At 68.6% G+C, this 13,947-nt stretch carries 17 protein-coding genes; 12 read left to right on the forward strand and 5 right to left on the reverse strand.

Features of this window, described 5'->3' with window-relative positions:
- Positions 1–64: 64 nt before the first annotated feature.
- Positions 65–739, forward strand: coding sequence for a DUF4333 domain-containing protein (locus tag CBI38_RS13700; RefSeq protein WP_109335067.1), 675 nt, complete (start codon positions 65–67; stop codon positions 737–739).
- 26 nt (positions 740–765) lie between these two features.
- Here CBI38_RS13700 and CBI38_RS13705 read toward each other — a convergent pair whose 3' ends face one another.
- Positions 766–1,722 carry a 5'-3' exonuclease gene (locus tag CBI38_RS13705; RefSeq protein WP_109329583.1) on the reverse strand — a complete coding sequence of 319 codons (957 nt, stop codon included), beginning with the start codon at positions 1,720–1,722 and terminating at the stop codon, positions 766–768.
- Positions 1,723–1,758: 36 nt separating this feature from the next.
- Here CBI38_RS13705 and CBI38_RS13710 point away from each other — a divergent pair, with 36 nt between their 5' ends.
- Both CBI38_RS13710 and CBI38_RS13715 read left to right on the forward strand, forming a co-directional pair.
- Entirely contained in the window at positions 1,759–2,898 is a 1,140-nt protein-coding gene (locus CBI38_RS13710; protein WP_109329585.1) for a M24 family metallopeptidase, read from the forward strand.
- Between the two features lie 129 nt (positions 2,899–3,027).
- On the forward strand, positions 3,028–3,786 hold the full coding sequence (locus CBI38_RS13715; protein WP_109329587.1) for a polyprenol monophosphomannose synthase: 759 nt from the start codon (positions 3,028–3,030) through the stop codon (positions 3,784–3,786).
- Here CBI38_RS13715 and CBI38_RS13720 read toward each other — a convergent pair.
- Positions 3,746–4,159 carry a TIGR03618 family F420-dependent PPOX class oxidoreductase gene (locus tag CBI38_RS13720; protein WP_109329589.1) on the reverse strand — a complete coding sequence of 138 codons (414 nt, stop codon included), beginning with the start codon at positions 4,157–4,159 and terminating at the stop codon, positions 3,746–3,748. The genes CBI38_RS13715 and CBI38_RS13720 overlap by 41 nt on opposite strands.
- 30 nt (positions 4,160–4,189) lie before the next feature.
- Between CBI38_RS13720 and CBI38_RS13725 the strand changes: the two genes are divergently transcribed.
- From CBI38_RS13725 to CBI38_RS13740, 4 genes are read left to right on the forward strand one after another with little or no spacing between them, the layout of a single operon-like run.
- Entirely contained in the window at positions 4,190–4,966 is a 777-nt protein-coding gene (locus CBI38_RS13725; RefSeq protein WP_109329591.1) for an SDR family NAD(P)-dependent oxidoreductase, read from the forward strand.
- A complete protein-coding gene (cbiE, locus tag CBI38_RS13730) occupies positions 4,963–6,201 on the forward strand; it encodes a precorrin-6y C5,15-methyltransferase (decarboxylating) subunit CbiE (protein ID WP_109329593.1) in 1,239 nt (412 codons plus the stop codon). Before CBI38_RS13725 ends, cbiE begins: the two co-directional genes overlap by 4 nt.
- On the forward strand, positions 6,198–6,947 hold the full coding sequence (cobM, locus tag CBI38_RS13735) for a precorrin-4 C(11)-methyltransferase (RefSeq protein ID WP_109329595.1): 750 nt from the start codon (positions 6,198–6,200) through the stop codon (positions 6,945–6,947). Before cbiE ends, cobM begins: the two co-directional genes overlap by 4 nt.
- A 2-nt stretch (positions 6,948–6,949) precedes the next feature.
- The gene (locus tag CBI38_RS13740; protein ID WP_109329597.1) at positions 6,950–7,690 is read left to right on the forward strand and encodes a cobalt-precorrin-6A reductase; all 741 of its coding nucleotides are present in this window, start codon (positions 6,950–6,952) and stop codon (positions 7,688–7,690) included.
- A gap of 14 nt (positions 7,691–7,704) precedes the next feature.
- Here the strand turns inward: CBI38_RS13740 and CBI38_RS13745 are convergent, their stop codons facing one another.
- Positions 7,705–8,148, reverse strand: coding sequence for a cupin domain-containing protein (locus tag CBI38_RS13745; RefSeq protein ID WP_109335068.1), 444 nt, complete (start codon positions 8,146–8,148; stop codon positions 7,705–7,707).
- Positions 8,149–8,321: 173 nt separating this feature from the next.
- Between CBI38_RS13745 and CBI38_RS13750 the strand changes: the two genes are divergently transcribed.
- Positions 8,322–8,708, forward strand: coding sequence for a hypothetical protein (locus CBI38_RS13750; protein ID WP_109329599.1), 387 nt, complete (start codon positions 8,322–8,324; stop codon positions 8,706–8,708).
- Between the two features lie 34 nt (positions 8,709–8,742).
- On the opposite strand, the gene CBI38_RS13755 is transcribed toward CBI38_RS13750, so the two are convergent.
- A complete protein-coding gene (locus CBI38_RS13755; RefSeq protein ID WP_109335069.1) occupies positions 8,743–9,669 on the reverse strand; it encodes an LLM class F420-dependent oxidoreductase in 927 nt (308 codons plus the stop codon).
- Positions 9,670–9,808: 139 nt separating this feature from the next.
- Between CBI38_RS13755 and CBI38_RS13760 the strand changes: the two genes are divergently transcribed.
- Positions 9,809–10,096 carry a hypothetical protein gene (locus CBI38_RS13760; protein ID WP_109329601.1) on the forward strand — a complete coding sequence of 96 codons (288 nt, stop codon included), beginning with the start codon at positions 9,809–9,811 and terminating at the stop codon, positions 10,094–10,096.
- Positions 10,097–10,225: 129 nt separating this feature from the next.
- Positions 10,226–11,071, forward strand: a complete 846-nt coding sequence (locus CBI38_RS13765) for an HpcH/HpaI aldolase/citrate lyase family protein (protein ID WP_109329603.1) — start codon at positions 10,226–10,228, stop codon at positions 11,069–11,071.
- Here the strand turns inward: CBI38_RS13765 and bla are convergent.
- Entirely contained in the window at positions 11,046–11,993 is a 948-nt protein-coding gene (bla, locus tag CBI38_RS13770; protein ID WP_109335070.1) for a class A beta-lactamase, read from the reverse strand. The two genes, CBI38_RS13765 and bla, sit on opposite strands and share 26 nt — an antisense overlap.
- 146 nt (positions 11,994–12,139) lie before the next feature.
- On the opposite strand from bla, the gene CBI38_RS13775 reads away from it, so the two are divergent.
- Together CBI38_RS13775 and CBI38_RS13780 are read left to right on the forward strand one after the other, a co-directional pair.
- Positions 12,140–13,033 carry a LysR family transcriptional regulator gene (locus tag CBI38_RS13775; RefSeq protein WP_109335071.1) on the forward strand — a complete coding sequence of 298 codons (894 nt, stop codon included), beginning with the start codon at positions 12,140–12,142 and terminating at the stop codon, positions 13,031–13,033.
- Entirely contained in the window at positions 13,030–13,938 is a 909-nt protein-coding gene (locus CBI38_RS13780) for a serine hydrolase (protein ID WP_109329605.1), read from the forward strand. The genes CBI38_RS13775 and CBI38_RS13780 overlap by 4 nt, the downstream gene beginning before the upstream one ends.
- Positions 13,939–13,947 lie beyond the last annotated feature (9 nt).

Consider the following 13,947-nt stretch of genomic DNA (forward strand, 5'->3'; position numbering starts at 1 on the left):
GACCCGAATGCGGGTGCGGGGCGCTACGGTATGACGACAAGTGACACGTGAGCGGGAGGCGACGATGAGCGGCCCTTACGGACCGAACGACCCGAACGGACAGTGGGGCCCGGGTCAGGGTAACCCTGACCAGACCGGCGGCCAGTACGGGTCGCCCCAGTACGGTCAGCAACCACCTGCCCAGCCGTGGGGACAACCGGCACCCGGGGGCCAGCCGGGGCAACCGCAGTGGGGTCAGCAACCGCAGCAGCCCGGCCAACCGCAGTGGGGTCAACAGCCGCAACCCGGCCAGCTCGGTCAACCGGGTCAGCAGCAGTGGGGTCAACAGCCCGGCCAGCCCCAGTGGGGTCAGCAGCCCGGGCAACCTCAGCAGTGGGGACAGGCTCCCGGACAGCAGCAGTGGGGTCAGCCGCCGGCGTCGTCCGGCAAGTCGAAGGTGCCGTGGATCATCGGCGGTGTGGTGGCGCTGCTGGTGGTCGTGGGCGTGGCACTGGCCCTCGCGTTCACCGTGTTCGGCACCGACACCCTCGACCAGAAGGCCGCCGAGGAGGGTGTCGAGCGCATCGTCACCGAATCGTACGGTGCCGAGAACGTGTCCGGCGTGTCCTGCCCGGCTGACCAGGAAGTGAAGGAGGGCAACAGCTTCGAGTGCACGCTCACCGTCGATGGTGAGAAGAAGCGAGTCACCCTGACCTTCACCGACGACAAGGGCACCTACGAGGTCAGCCGTCCCAGTTAGATCCGGTAATCCGCCGCGGTCGGCCCCTACGGGACCTGCGCGGCGGCCACCGACTGCATCGCCGCCGTGAGGCGGGCAACGGAACTGCCGATTCCGAGTTCTTCCGCCAGTCCGCCGAGCCGGTCCGCATCGACCGGTTCGGCGGGCAACGTGTCTTCACGGGACAACACGACGTCGGCGTCGCGTACCACCCGTACCACCGGCAGGGCGGCGTCGAGATAGTCCGCTGCCGCAGCGAATTTCGCGCGCGCCCCCTTCGCCATGTCCGATTCCGGATCGAGTGCGGCGGCCCGCAGATTCGCGAGCGATCCGTACTGCATGATCAGGCTCGATGCGGTCTTCTCGCCGATGCCCTTCACCCCGGGCAACCCGTCCGAGGAGTCGCCGCGCAGCAGGGCGAGTTCGGCGTAGGCGTCGCCGGCCCGGTCCGCCGGTACACCGTATTTGGCGGCCACCTCCGCCGGACCCAGAAGTTCGGCCTTCGCCAGGCCGCGCACCACGTACAGGACGCGGACCGGCACCGGTTCGTCGGCCACCACCTGCAGGAGGTCGCGGTCTCCGCTGACCACGATGGTCGGGTCGCGGGTCTCGGTGGCGGCGAGCGTGCCGAGCACGTCGTCCGCCTCGAGACCTTCGGCACCGGCCGTTGCGATCCCGGCGGCGGCGAGGACGTCGAGGATCATCGGCACTTGAGGGGACAGGGTGTCGGGCACCTCTTCCTCCGCCCCATCGCTCTCCTCGGCGACCCGGTGCGCCTTGTAAGTGGGCACTGCGGCCACCCGGAACGCTGGCCGCCAGTCGAGGTCGAGGCACACGGCGAGCCGGGAGGGCCGGTGGGTGGTGATCAGCGCGGCCATCATGTCGGTGAATCCGCGTACGGCGTTGACCGGTCGGCCGTCCGGGGACGTGATGGAATCGGGCAGCGCGTAGTAGGCGCGAAACCACAGGCTGGCACCGTCGAGGAGAAGCAGGGGCTTACTCATGGCTCACATACTGCCAAACGGCACTAACCTGAGCGCATGAGTTCACTCGGAGCGTCCACGTCCCGCTTCCCCGCAGCCAGTTACGCCGACCGGATTGCCCGGGCCGGCGCGCTCGCCCGCGAGTCCGGACTCGACGGCCTGCTCATCACACCCGGCCCCGATCTGCGGTATCTGCTCGGTTCCCGCGCCGAATCGTTCGAAAGGCTCACCTGCCTGGTGATTCCGGCGAACGGTGAGACCGCCTCGGTGGTCGTGCCGCGCCTCGAATTGGCATCGCTCACCGAGTCGGCGGCGTCCGAACTCGGCGTGAGGGTGCTCGACTGGGTCGACGGGGTCGACCCGTATGCCCTGGTCGCCGGAGTGCTTCCGGCGCCGGCGCGAACCGCCGTCACCGACGCCATGCCGGCATTGCATCTGCTGCCCCTCGCCCAGGAGCTCGGCGCGCTGCCTGTTCTCGCAACCGGGGTGCTGCGCGAGTTGCGGATGGTCAAGGACGAGGCCGAGATCGATGCCCTTCGCCGGGCAGGTCGGGCGATCGACCGGGTGCATGCGCGGATGGGCGAGTTCTTGACGGTCGGCCGCACCGAAGCCGAGGTCGCCGCGGACATCACCGCCGCCATACTCGACGAGGGGCACACGGAAGCCGCCTTCGTGATCGTCGGATCGGGCCCGCACGGCGCCGATCCTCATCACGAGGTGTCGGACCGGGTAATCGAATCGGGCGACGTGGTGGTCATCGACATCGGCGGCCCCGTGGACCCGGGGTACAACTCCGACTCCACCCGCACCTACTGCATGGGCGAACCGGATCCGGCGGTGGCGGCCCGGGTGGCCGTCCTCGAGGCGGCGCAGGCGGCGGCCGTCGACCTCGTTCGTCCCGGGGTGGCGGCGGAGGCCGTCGATGCGGTCGCGCGGGACCTGCTGGCGGCGGAGGGCCTGGCCGACGCCTTCGTCCACCGCACCGGTCATGGCATCGGTCTTTCCGTACACGAGGAGCCGTACATCGTGTCCGGCAACGCGATCGAGCTGACGGAGGGGATGGCGTTCAGTGTGGAACCGGGAATCTACTTCCCCGGGCAGTGGGGGGCTCGCATCGAGGACATCGTCGTCGTCACCGCCGACGGCTGTGAATCCCTCAACACCCGGCCGCACGGGTTGACCATTCTTCCCGGCTGATCCGGCTCGGCCGATCGGACGTGCGGCAGGGCCTGCCGCCACGGGTAGTAACATCTACCCTTTGTTCGCGACCGCACTCGCCGCCGCCCGTCGGCGGCGGGTCGGGATCACAGATCAACCGAAGGTGTCATGGAGAGCGTCGCCCCGAAGGTAACCGTCGTCGTACCGACGTACAACGAACGCGACAACCTGCCCAAGCTCGTCGAATTTCTCGACGCGTTGCAGATCGCGAACATGCACGTGCTCGTGGTCGACGACAACTCGCCGGACGGTACCGGCGACGTCGCCGAGAAGCTCGCGATCGACGCGCCCATCCCGGTGGGTGTCCTGCACCGCACCGTCAAAGACGGGCTCGGGCGCGCCTACGTGGCCGGGATGACACGGGCGCTCGACGAGGGCGCCGACATCGTCATTCAGATGGACGCCGACCTGTCGCACCCCGCCGAGGCGATTCCGCGCATGGTCGAGGCACTGACGCAGACGGATGCCGCGGTGGTGCTCGGTTCTCGTTACGTGGCCGGCGGTGCGGTTGCCAGCGACTGGCCCTGGCATCGTAAGGCTCTGTCGGCGTGGGCCAATTTCTACGTCAACGCGATTCTGCGGCTGCGGGTGAAGGATGCCACCGCCGGGTTCAAGGCCTGGCACGCCGACACTCTGCGGGCGATCGACGTTCATGGGGTGCAGAGCAACGGCTACGCCTTCCAGGTCGAGATGAACTACCGGACCGTGCAGCGCGGCATGCGCATCGCCGAGGTGCCCATCCGTTTCGAGGAGCGCACCGATGGTGTGTCGAAGATGAGCCTGGGTGTGCAGATGGAGTCGGCGCTGGTGCCGTGGAAACTGCGGTTCAGTGGCCGCGCAGCGAAGCGGAACCGAGCACGCGGCTGACCGCGATCTCGACGACCACCCGGGTCGGATTCTCGCGCGGCTGCCGGTAGCGGGCCGCGTACCGTGCGACCGCATCCGCCACCGCCTGCGGGTCGGTGAGCACCCGGGACGGCCCCTCGAGGGTCATCCACCGCGGGCCGTCGACCTGGCTCACCGCGGCGTACCCGCCACGGTCGGCGTTGAGCGCCTTCTGGGACGAACCGTTGGTGATCACCCGTGCGATGCCGTGCTCCTGATCCCAGGTGAAGCCGACGGCCACCACATGGGGGGTGCCGTTCTTGCGCAGTGTGGTGAGGGTACCGAGGTGATATTCACCGAGGAAGGTGAGAGCTGAATCGGTGAGGCGAATCGGTGCCTGGGGGGTGCGGTCCATGACCCGACGGTAATCCAGGACACTGGACCGGTGAGCGTGGGATCGAAGAGGAACAGCCGGCAGCATGCGGACGACGGGGCGGTACTCCTGCTGGGCGGGCGCAGCGAGATCGGTCTCGAGATCGCGACCCGGCTGGCGCCCGGCCGCACGATGGTCCTGGCGGCGCGCCGAAGCGGCGACCTCGCCGCCGAACGGCAAGCGTTGCTCGACGCCGGTGCGTCGGCCGTGGAGTGCGTGGAATTCGATGCCGACGACCTCGGCGGCCACGAGGGACTTCTCCGGTCCGTCGTGACCGCGTACGGCCCGGTGGCGGTGGCGATCCTCGCGTTCGGCATTCTGGGCGATCAGGCGCGCGCCGAGCGGGACGCACGACACGCCGTGGCGGTGGTGCACACCGATTACGTCGCACAGATCAGTGTGCTGACTCATCTGGCCACCCTGCTCCGCGCCCAGGGGTCGGGACGCCTGGTGGTGTTCTCGTCCGTCGCCGGAGTGCGGGTACGGCGGGCCAACTACGTGTACGGGTCCGCGAAGGCCGGGCTCGACGGATTCGCCTCCGGACTCGGGGACGCCCTCCACGGCAGCGGGGTGTCCCTCATGCTGGTCCGGCCGGGTTTCGTCGTCGGACGGATGACGGAGGGGATGTCCGCGGCACCGATGTCGAGTACGCCCGGGCAGGTCGCGGACGCTGTGGTCCGCGGACTGCGCCGGGGGTCGGCCCGGGTGTGGGTGCCGGGACGGCTGCGCCCGGTGTTCTTCGTTCTGCGGCTGCTGCCGCAGGCACTCTGGCGCCGGATGCCGCGATGAGTGATGTCGTCGCCGTGGTGGGTATCGGCGCGGACGGCTGGGACGGGCTGTCTCCGCGCGGGCAACGGGAGATCCGGGAAGCCGATGTGCTGATGGGCTCGAGCAGGCAACTCGCGCTGATCCCCGAATCTCCTGCGCTGCGGGTTGCATGGCCGTCGCCGCTGGTGCCGGCGCTCGGTGGTCTGTTGGACGCTCATGCCGGCCGGAAGGTGTGCGTGCTGGCGAGCGGCGACCCGATGTTCCACGGCATCGGGGTGACACTGGTCGAGCTGCTGGGTCCGGAACGGGTGCGCGTCGTCAGCCATCCGTCTTCGGCGACGCTGGCCTGCGCCCGGTTGGGCTGGCCGGCGCACGACACTCCTGTGGTGAGCCTGGTGAACCGGCCGCCGGAGACATTGTTGCCCGCCCTGCACGATCAGGCGCGCATTCTGGTGCTCAGCCGCGACGAACACACCCCGGCCGCGGTGGCCGCGCTGCTGCGAGGTCACGGGTTCGGCGACTCGCACCTCACTGTGCTGGGGGAGCTGGGCGGGCCCGGGGAATCCCGGGTCGACGGGACGGCGTCGATGTGGAACCACGCCGCCGGGGCCCGGCTGAACGTGATCGCCGTGGCGTGCCGCGCGAGCGCGGACAGCCCACGGCTGACCAGGCTTCCCGGCCTTGCCGATGCGGCGTACTCGGGTGACGGTCAGATGACCAAGCACGAGATCCGGGCACTGACGCTGTGCGCCCTGGCGCCGGCTCCGGGAGAGGTCCTCTGGGATGTGGGCGGCGGGTCGGGCACGATCGCGATCGAATGGATGCGCAGTCATCCCCGGTGCCGGGCCGTCGCGTTCGAGCGTGATCCCACGCGCGTCGCCCAGATCGAGGCGAACGCAACCGCACTCGGGGTGCCCGCCCTCACCGTCCACGGTGCCGCGCCCGCGGCGTTCGGTGACGTGCGGGAACAGGAGGGACGTGTGCCGGACGCCATTTTCGTCGGTGGCGGCCTCACCGAGGACGGTGTTCTCGACGGGTGCTGGTCCCGGCTCCGTGACGGCGGCCGATTGGTGGCCAACGCAGTGACGGCGGAATCGGAGGCGCTGCTGCTGCGGTGGTTCTCCGTGCACGGCGGGCAGCTTCGCAAGTTCCAGGTGTATCGCGGCCAACCGCTCGGCGGATTCACTGCCTGGCGTCCACAATTGCCGGTCGCGCAATGGTCGGTGACGAAGCAGGCGAAAGGTGATTCAGCATGACGGTCTACTTCATCGGGGCCGGTCCGGGAGCGGCCGATCTCGTCACCGTGCGGGCGCAGCGCATCATCGCGGCCAGCCCCGTGTGCCTTTACGCGGGAAGTCTCGTTCCCCGAGAGTTGCTCGCCGAATGCCCCGACGGCGCACGGGTGATCGACACGGCCCGCCTGAGTCTCGACGAGATCGTCGCCCTGCTGATCGAGGCCGACGCCGCCGGTCAGGATGTGGCGCGGCTGCATTCGGGGGATCCGTCGATCTTCAGTGCGGTCGCCGAGCAGGCGCGCAGGCTCGACGCCGCGGGCGTCGCGTACACCATGGTGCCCGGAGTTCCGGCGTTCACCGCTGCGGCAGCGTCGCTCGGGCGGGAACTGACGGTGCCCGGCGTGTCCCAGTCGATCGTGCTGACCCGGGTGTCCACGTTGTCCACCGCCATGCCGGAGGGAGAGGATCTGCGGTCGCTGGGTCGCAGTCGCGCCACCCTCGTGGTGCATCTCGGGGCGCACCGGATCGATCAGATCGCCCTGGAACTGACCGAGAACTACGGTCGCGACTGCCCGGCCGCCGTCGTCGCCTTCGCGTCCCGACCCGACGAGATCGTGTTGCGCGGCACCCTCGCCACCATCGCGGACCAGGTGAAAGCTGCCGGCGTCACGAAGACGGCTGTTGTGATCGTCGGCAAAGTCCTTGCTGCCGAGGGCTTTCCGGACAGCTACCTGTATTCGGCCGCCCGCGAGCGCACCACCCACTGACCGTGCGGCGGATACTGATCCTCGGAGGTACCGGGGAGGCGAGGTCGCTGGCAGCGGCGTTGGCGGATGATCCGTCGATCGACACCGTGTCCTCCCTCGCCGGCCGGGTTCGGGATCCGCGGATCCCGGCCGGCGACGTCCGGATCGGCGGATTCGGTGGAGAGGACGGCCTCGCGGACTGGTTGCGGGGCAACCCAGTCGACGCGATCGTCGATGCCACCCACCCGTTCGCCGCACGCATCACCGAGAACGCGGCCGAGGCGGCCCGGCGCTGCAGAATTCCCCTGGTCGTGCTGCGACGGCCCCAATGGTCACCCGTCCCGGGCGACGACTGGCGCCGCGTCCCGGACCTCTCCGCGGCCGCCACACTTCTTCCCGGGCTCGGAGCGCGCATCTTCCTCACCGTGGGACGGCAGGGTGTCGGGGCATTCGCCGACCTGCGTGCACTGTGGTTCCTCGTGCGCGCGATCGATCCACCGGAAGTCGACCGTCCGGCGCGCTCGATTCTGCTTCTCGCCCGCGGGCCGTTCACCGTGCCGGCAGAGATCGACCTCATGCGGGAGCACCGCATCGACGTACTCGTCACCAAGAACAGCGGTGGTGAGCAGACCGCCGCGAAACTGCACGCGGCGCGCGAACTCGGGCTTCCCGTGGTGATGATCGACCGCCCACCGTTACCCTCCGCCGCCGCGATCGTCGGCGACGTTGCGGGCGCACTCGACTGGATCCGCTCGGACCGGTAGGTCCCGGCACAGCGTCAGCACGTGACGGCGGGCGCGTCCTCCGACAGGGGTTTGCCCTCGGGTTCGGTGTAGAACGCCAGCAGAACCAGTGGAACCTGCCCGAAATTGGAACCGATGTGCACGTGGTCGCTGCCGAAGTTCTCGGTGATCGCCTGCCCGGCAGCGGTCACCACTGTGGTGCAGTCGTCCAGAGTTCTTGTGAGCACCCCTGATTCGACGAACGCGTAGACAGGACCGTCGTGGTAGTGCCACCCCGTGGTGCCGCCGGGTGCGATCTCGATGCGGCGCAGGGTGAGGTCGGTGGCACCGGTCTCCGCGGAACCGGTCATGGCGGGCACGGTGGTTTCGAACAGGACCTGCGCCGTCACGCCCGACGACGGAGTGGCCTGCGCAGGGGAGGGAAGAAGCACTGCCAGGGCTACGCAGGACAACGCAGCCAGACTCGGTTTGACGGACATCGCCACCACCTCTCGGGGCACGGAAGTGCCCGAACACCCCAGCCTACGGTTGGCGGGGTGACCCACGGGCCCGTTTCGGGATCGGATACTTCGGGCCCATTTTCGCCTCCCGCGCCCATCACACCGGGTTAGAGTCGGGACGGTTTTTCCTTCGTCAGCAGGGTGGGATCACGATGAACTTGGTGAAGAAGACAGTAGCGTCGGCTCTCGTTGCGGGAGCGTTGACCATGGGAGCGGGTACGGCGCACGCCGATCCGGTGGAGCCGAGCGGTATCGTGCCCGCTCAGGTTGTTCCCTTCCGGCACGAGGTCGACAAGCAGAAAGCCCTCGAGAACATGCTCAACGAGCTCGGCGTCGGCTGGGCCAACGGCGGAGCGGCGGGGACGGCGATCGGCGCCCTGATCGGTCTCGGGGTGGGGTGTGTGTCGATGTTCCCCGGTAGCCTCGCCGGTTGCATGATCGGGACCCCCATCGGTGCCATTACGGGCGCCATCGTGGGTATCGGTAACGGAAATCCCAGGGCACAGCAGGCCATTCAGGAATACATCACCACGCCGTAGCGGTGAGCGGTGGTCCGGACGGTGACCGTCCGGGTCACCCACGCTTGCGGAGAGCGTCGATGACGGGCGCGAATGCCTCCATGTAGGGGTCGTGAACGGTGATGTACGAGAAGCCGTACCGTTCGCGGTGCCGCGCGAGTTGTTCGGCCATCTCGTCTACGGTTCCCAACAGCAGGTACGGCGTATCGAGCACGGCGTCGGCTGTCATGCTTCCGGCCATCCGTTCGGCGATGCGCTGCGCCGCGGACTCTCGGTCGTCTGTCTCGACGACCATCTGCACGAGCAGGTGCCATTCGATGCCGTCCGCCCGATTTCCGGCGTGTTTGCGCACGAATCGGATTCGTTCGTCGGTTTCTTCGGCTGTGGCGAGCCGGAACGTACCCGGTGGCTTACCGGGAATCTGGAATGTGCCCGCCACCCCGACGGTGTCCGCGTGTGCCGCAGCGATGCGCAGCACACGATCACCTGTGCCGCCGATCAGCAGGGGCGGTCCCGACCCTTCGAAGCCCGACCGCTGGAGTGGTCGGGGTGCGTCCCGTTCCTTGGGGAGTTCGTCGAAATCGGTGGTGAAGAACGTGTGGAGTTCGTCGACCGTGGTCGCCAACTGTTCGACCCGCCCACCGAACGGTTTCCACTCGATGTCGGCGGCGTCGAACTCCCACTTCATGTGCCCCGCGCCGAGACCGATCTCGAGCCGGCCGTCGGTGAGGACGTCGGTGGTCGCGATCTCCCGCGCGAGGAGGGCCGCGTTCCAGAACGGCGCATTGAGCACCAGGGTGCCGACCCGCTGCGGGGTGGCGTCGGCGATGGCCACCAGCAGCGGAAACGGTGCCGGTGCGCCGAGATGGTCGGCGGCGAGCACGACGTCGTAGCCCAGTTCCGCGCTGCGGCGACAGCGATCGATCAGCGCGTCGCGGGAACCGACATCGAGGATGTTGAAGGAGAACCGGAAATCGTGCATGACCACCACGATGCCTGATCGGCGGGGGAGTGCGCAGGAAATCCGGGACCGCTGTCGTGAAGCGATGGTAACGATAGTTCTGCGGTGAACGACCTAACGGCACAGAATTGTCGTGTCCCCGCCATGTGAAGGAGCTTTCGTGCAGAAGAAGTCCGTTCGGCGAACCGCAGCACTCGTCGGCCTCCTGGCCGCACCTCTCGTTCTCGGATCCACCGTCGGGGCAGGCACGGCCGGGGCCGACCCCTGGCATGTCGGGCCCGTCTACCGCGCCGAGACGTCCGGTGAAGGTGGCGAGTACTTCTGCAACAAGGCAGCAGCGCTCGAGCAGACCACCGGTTACATCATCATCCCCTGCACCTTCGATTCCGCGGCGGACGTGTGGTATCGCGTGGTGTTCAATCCGGTCAACTGGGCTTTCGACATCTGATCCGTGACGAGTCGGGTCGGCACACCTGACGAAGCGGCAGCTTTGTGTGCCGGGCACACTCCACTTCGGCGAGTGTGTCCGGGTGCCGGTCTTCAGCAGACTGTCGAGCATGGCAGAGCGTAGAGCGACATGAGTATCGACATGGTCCGGACCTCGTCGGCCGATGCCCTGATGGCCCGCAGCTGGTTCCTGGTTCCCGCAGTCGATTCCGAAACAATTACCGCCGCAGCACAGTCCGGAACCGACTGCCTCGTCGTCGACCTGGAGGACGGGCTGCCTTCGGCCGCAAAGGACGACGGACGTGCCTGCGTTGCCGGCTGGCTCGACGGTCAGCGCGGCTGGGTACGTCTCAATGACGCGACCACCGACCAGTGGCAGCGTGACCTCGAGTCGATCCGGGGGTCGAGGGGCCTGCAGGGGGTGATGTTGTCGAAAACGGAGTCGCCCGAACAGATTCGTGCCACCGCCGTGGCACTTCCCGGTGTGCCGGTGGTTGCCCTGATCGAATCGGCCGCCGCGGTGGTGGCCGCCGACGAGATCGCCCGCACTACGCCGGTGGTGCGGCTGGCATTCGGGATCGGCGACTACTGCCGCGACATCGGCGCGGGCCGCAGCCCGATGGCGCTTGCGTATGCGCGGTCACGGCTGGTCAACGCCAGTCGCGCCGCGGGCATCGGTGCGCCCGTCGACGGGCCGACACTCGTGCTCGACGCCGAGGTGACGCGGTCCGATGCCCTGCTTGCTCTCGACATGGGTATGACGGGCAAGCTGACCTTGTCGAGAGAGCAGGTCCCGGTGATCAATTCGGCGTTGGCCCCGGGTGCGGACGAGGTGGTCTGGGCCGAGACGATCATCGACCGTCTCGGCGCCGACGGCAGTCGCGCCACCCATGGCGGTCACCGACCTCAGCTCGCCCGTGCCCATGACATCTTGCGGCGATCCGCGCACTTCACGGGGCGTCGAGCGCTCCGATGACCGCCGTTGTGGTCTCGGCAATGGCGTCGCTGTTCGGTTGAGCTGCTTCCTGGTTGGTCGAACTGTCGGTCAGGATGACGAGCAGGAGGGGGTTGCCCTCCCGATCCCACACCACGCCGGCGTCGTTGGCGGTTCCGAATCGTCCGGTTCCGGTCTTGTCGGCGGCGGACCACCCCGGCGGCAACCCTGCCCGGATACGCGTGTCGGAGGTGGTGCTCGCGCGTAGCCAGTCGAGCAACTGCCGTCGGTGGGTGGGCTCGAGCTCGTCGCCGAGGAGCAGTGCCCGGTAGCCCTCGGCGAGGCCGTCGGTCGTGGACGTGTCGCGGGGATCGCCGCGGAGGGCGGTGTTCAGTTCGGTCTCCCAGCGGTCGAGTCGGGTGGTGTCGTCACCGATGCTGCGAGCGAGTGAGGTGATGGCTTGCGGACCCCCGATTTCCGTCAACAGTAGGTTTCCGGCGGTGTTGTCGCTGCGGGTGAGGGCCGCTTCGGCGAGCTCCGCCAGCGTCATCGAGGTGCCCACTGCCGCCGCGGTGACCGGTGAATTCTCCACCAGAGCAGAGGCTTCGACGGGAACCGCCTTGTCGAGTGACGAGGTGCCTTCACTCGTACGGCGGAGAACCTCTGCGGCGGCGTACGTCTTGAACGTCGAGCACAGGGCGAACCTTTCGGCGCCGCGATGCCGGTACACGGCCCCGGTGGTGGGATCGACTGCCGTGACACCGATGCGGGTCGAGTGCCGCGCCTCCAGCTCAGCGATGCGTGAGTCGAGGAAAGCTGCCTGCGCCGATGAGACCGCCGACGCGACGGCCGGTGCCGACGTGGCGGGTGGAACGGATTCCGCGGCGTCCGTGCAGGCGGCGAGCAGCAGAGGCAGTGCGAGCGCGAGGGTGTAGACGTGGCGAGGAGATCGGGGTCGGGTCATGCACACAATCTCGGCCTGATGGGGCGCGAACGCAAAGACGTGAACGCCGCCGCACCGAGTCGTCTTCGATATCACCGCAGCGTGGCACCCGCCCGCACAGGACCTTTTTCGTGGACGCACCCGCCGCGTTGTTCGCCGCTGGTTCAATGGTGGGCATGGATCTTCTCCGCCATCTCAGTTTCTTTGTCGCCGTTGCGGAAGAGGGTCACTTCGGAAACGCCGCAACCCGGTTGGGGATGACACAGCCGCCGCTGTCGCAGGGACTTCGGCGGCTCGAACAGCGACTCGGCACCGAACTCGTTTCCCGCAGCGCGCGCGGTGTCGGGCTGACGGAGGCGGGACGGCACCTGTTGCCGCGGGCGCGGCTGCTCGTCAACGATGCCGCCCGGTTCGAGGACGAGGCGCGCCGCCTCGCCGTCGGAAGCGACGCGGTGGTGCGATGGGGTGTGACGCCCGCGCTGGGCGACGATGTCGTGGTGCGGTGCGTTCGTGTCCTCCGCGACGCGGACCGAGCCCATCGGACGAGGGTGATGACGCGGACAGCGGCAACGACCGACTTGGTGGAAGAGGTCCGCAGCGGCAGTCTCGACGTGGCGGTAATCGAACATCCCGCGCTGCTCACCGGGCTCGGCAGTGGGCCTGTGCTGAAGATCCGGCGCTGGGTGGTGGTTCCGGACGATCACCCCGCAGCGACCGCCCGACAGCCGCAGGTCCGAATGTTGCGGGGGTTGACGCTGTCGACCGGCCCACGCTCGGACAACCCACCGGCGCACGATCTGTTCGTCGACCTGTGGCGGGCCCGCGGCCTCGACCCGGACGTCGTCGTCGCGCCGGGACCACGGGAGGTGCTCGCCCACGTGGCGGCCGGTGGCTGTTTCGGGGTGACCACGACTTCGCCGACGGACATGCCGGGGGTGGCCTGGCTCGACCTGGTCCGCCACGACCTGGCCTTGCGCGTGCGCATCGTCTGGCGGTCGGGCAGCGACGTCTCCGTCTCCGCAGGCGCACTGGACCGGGTGCTGTTGAAGGGCGGGCGATGACTTCGTCACCCGAGAAACGGATCCGTGACGTCTTCGCCGACGCCGGGTGCGTCGGCTGGCTCCACGCGCGCCGGGTCGGCCCGACCGATGACGGCGTTCCGGCCGTCACCGTCGACGGTGACGACCTGGTTGTCACCGCGTCGGTGTACAAACTGCCGCTGCTGGTCGCCCTCTGCCGCGCCTTCGACGCGGGCACGCTGTCGCCGACGTCGACGGTGCGTGTCAACCCGGCGGACTGCACGCCGGGGCCGACCGGGGTGTCGATGTTCCGCGATCCCGTGGTGATGAGCTGGCGGGATCTCGCGCTGTCGATGATGACCGTCTCCGACAACGCCGCGGCTGATCTGATTCTCGGCGGAGTCGGTCTCGACGCCGTCGACAGGGTGCTCACCGACCTGTGTCTGACGCGGACCCGCATCGTGGGCGGGACGGCGGACGCGCATCGGAAACTGGTGATCGACTCCCACGCGCACACCACTGCGGAAGCGTTCGCCGCGCTCGCCGACAACGACGATGCGTGGACGGTGTCGGCCTACGACCCCTCGTACGCGAGTGCCACCACCCCGCGTGAGATGACGGCGCTGCTCGACGCGATCTGGACGGACCGGGCGGTGTCGCCGGTGCAGGGCGAGTTCATCCGGCAGGTGATGGCCGCGCAGGTGTGGCAACACCGAATCCGCTCGGGGTTTCCCTATGCCGACGTCACGGTGGCGGGGAAGACCGGCACCATCGGGGCGATCCGCAACGAGGCGGCCGTGGTCACCTTCCCGGGCGAGATCCCGGTGGCCGTGGCCGTGTTCACCCGGGCGGCGCGGGCGGATCCCCTTCTGCCCATGGTGGATCAGGCGATCGGCCGCGCCGCCCAGATCGCGGTGACCGAACTTCGGTCCGGACGCATCGAGTGAGACCCGGTG

The organism is Rhodococcus oxybenzonivorans, assembly GCF_003130705.1.
Taxonomy (GTDB): Bacteria; Actinomycetota; Actinomycetes; order Mycobacteriales; family Mycobacteriaceae; genus Rhodococcus_F; species Rhodococcus_F oxybenzonivorans.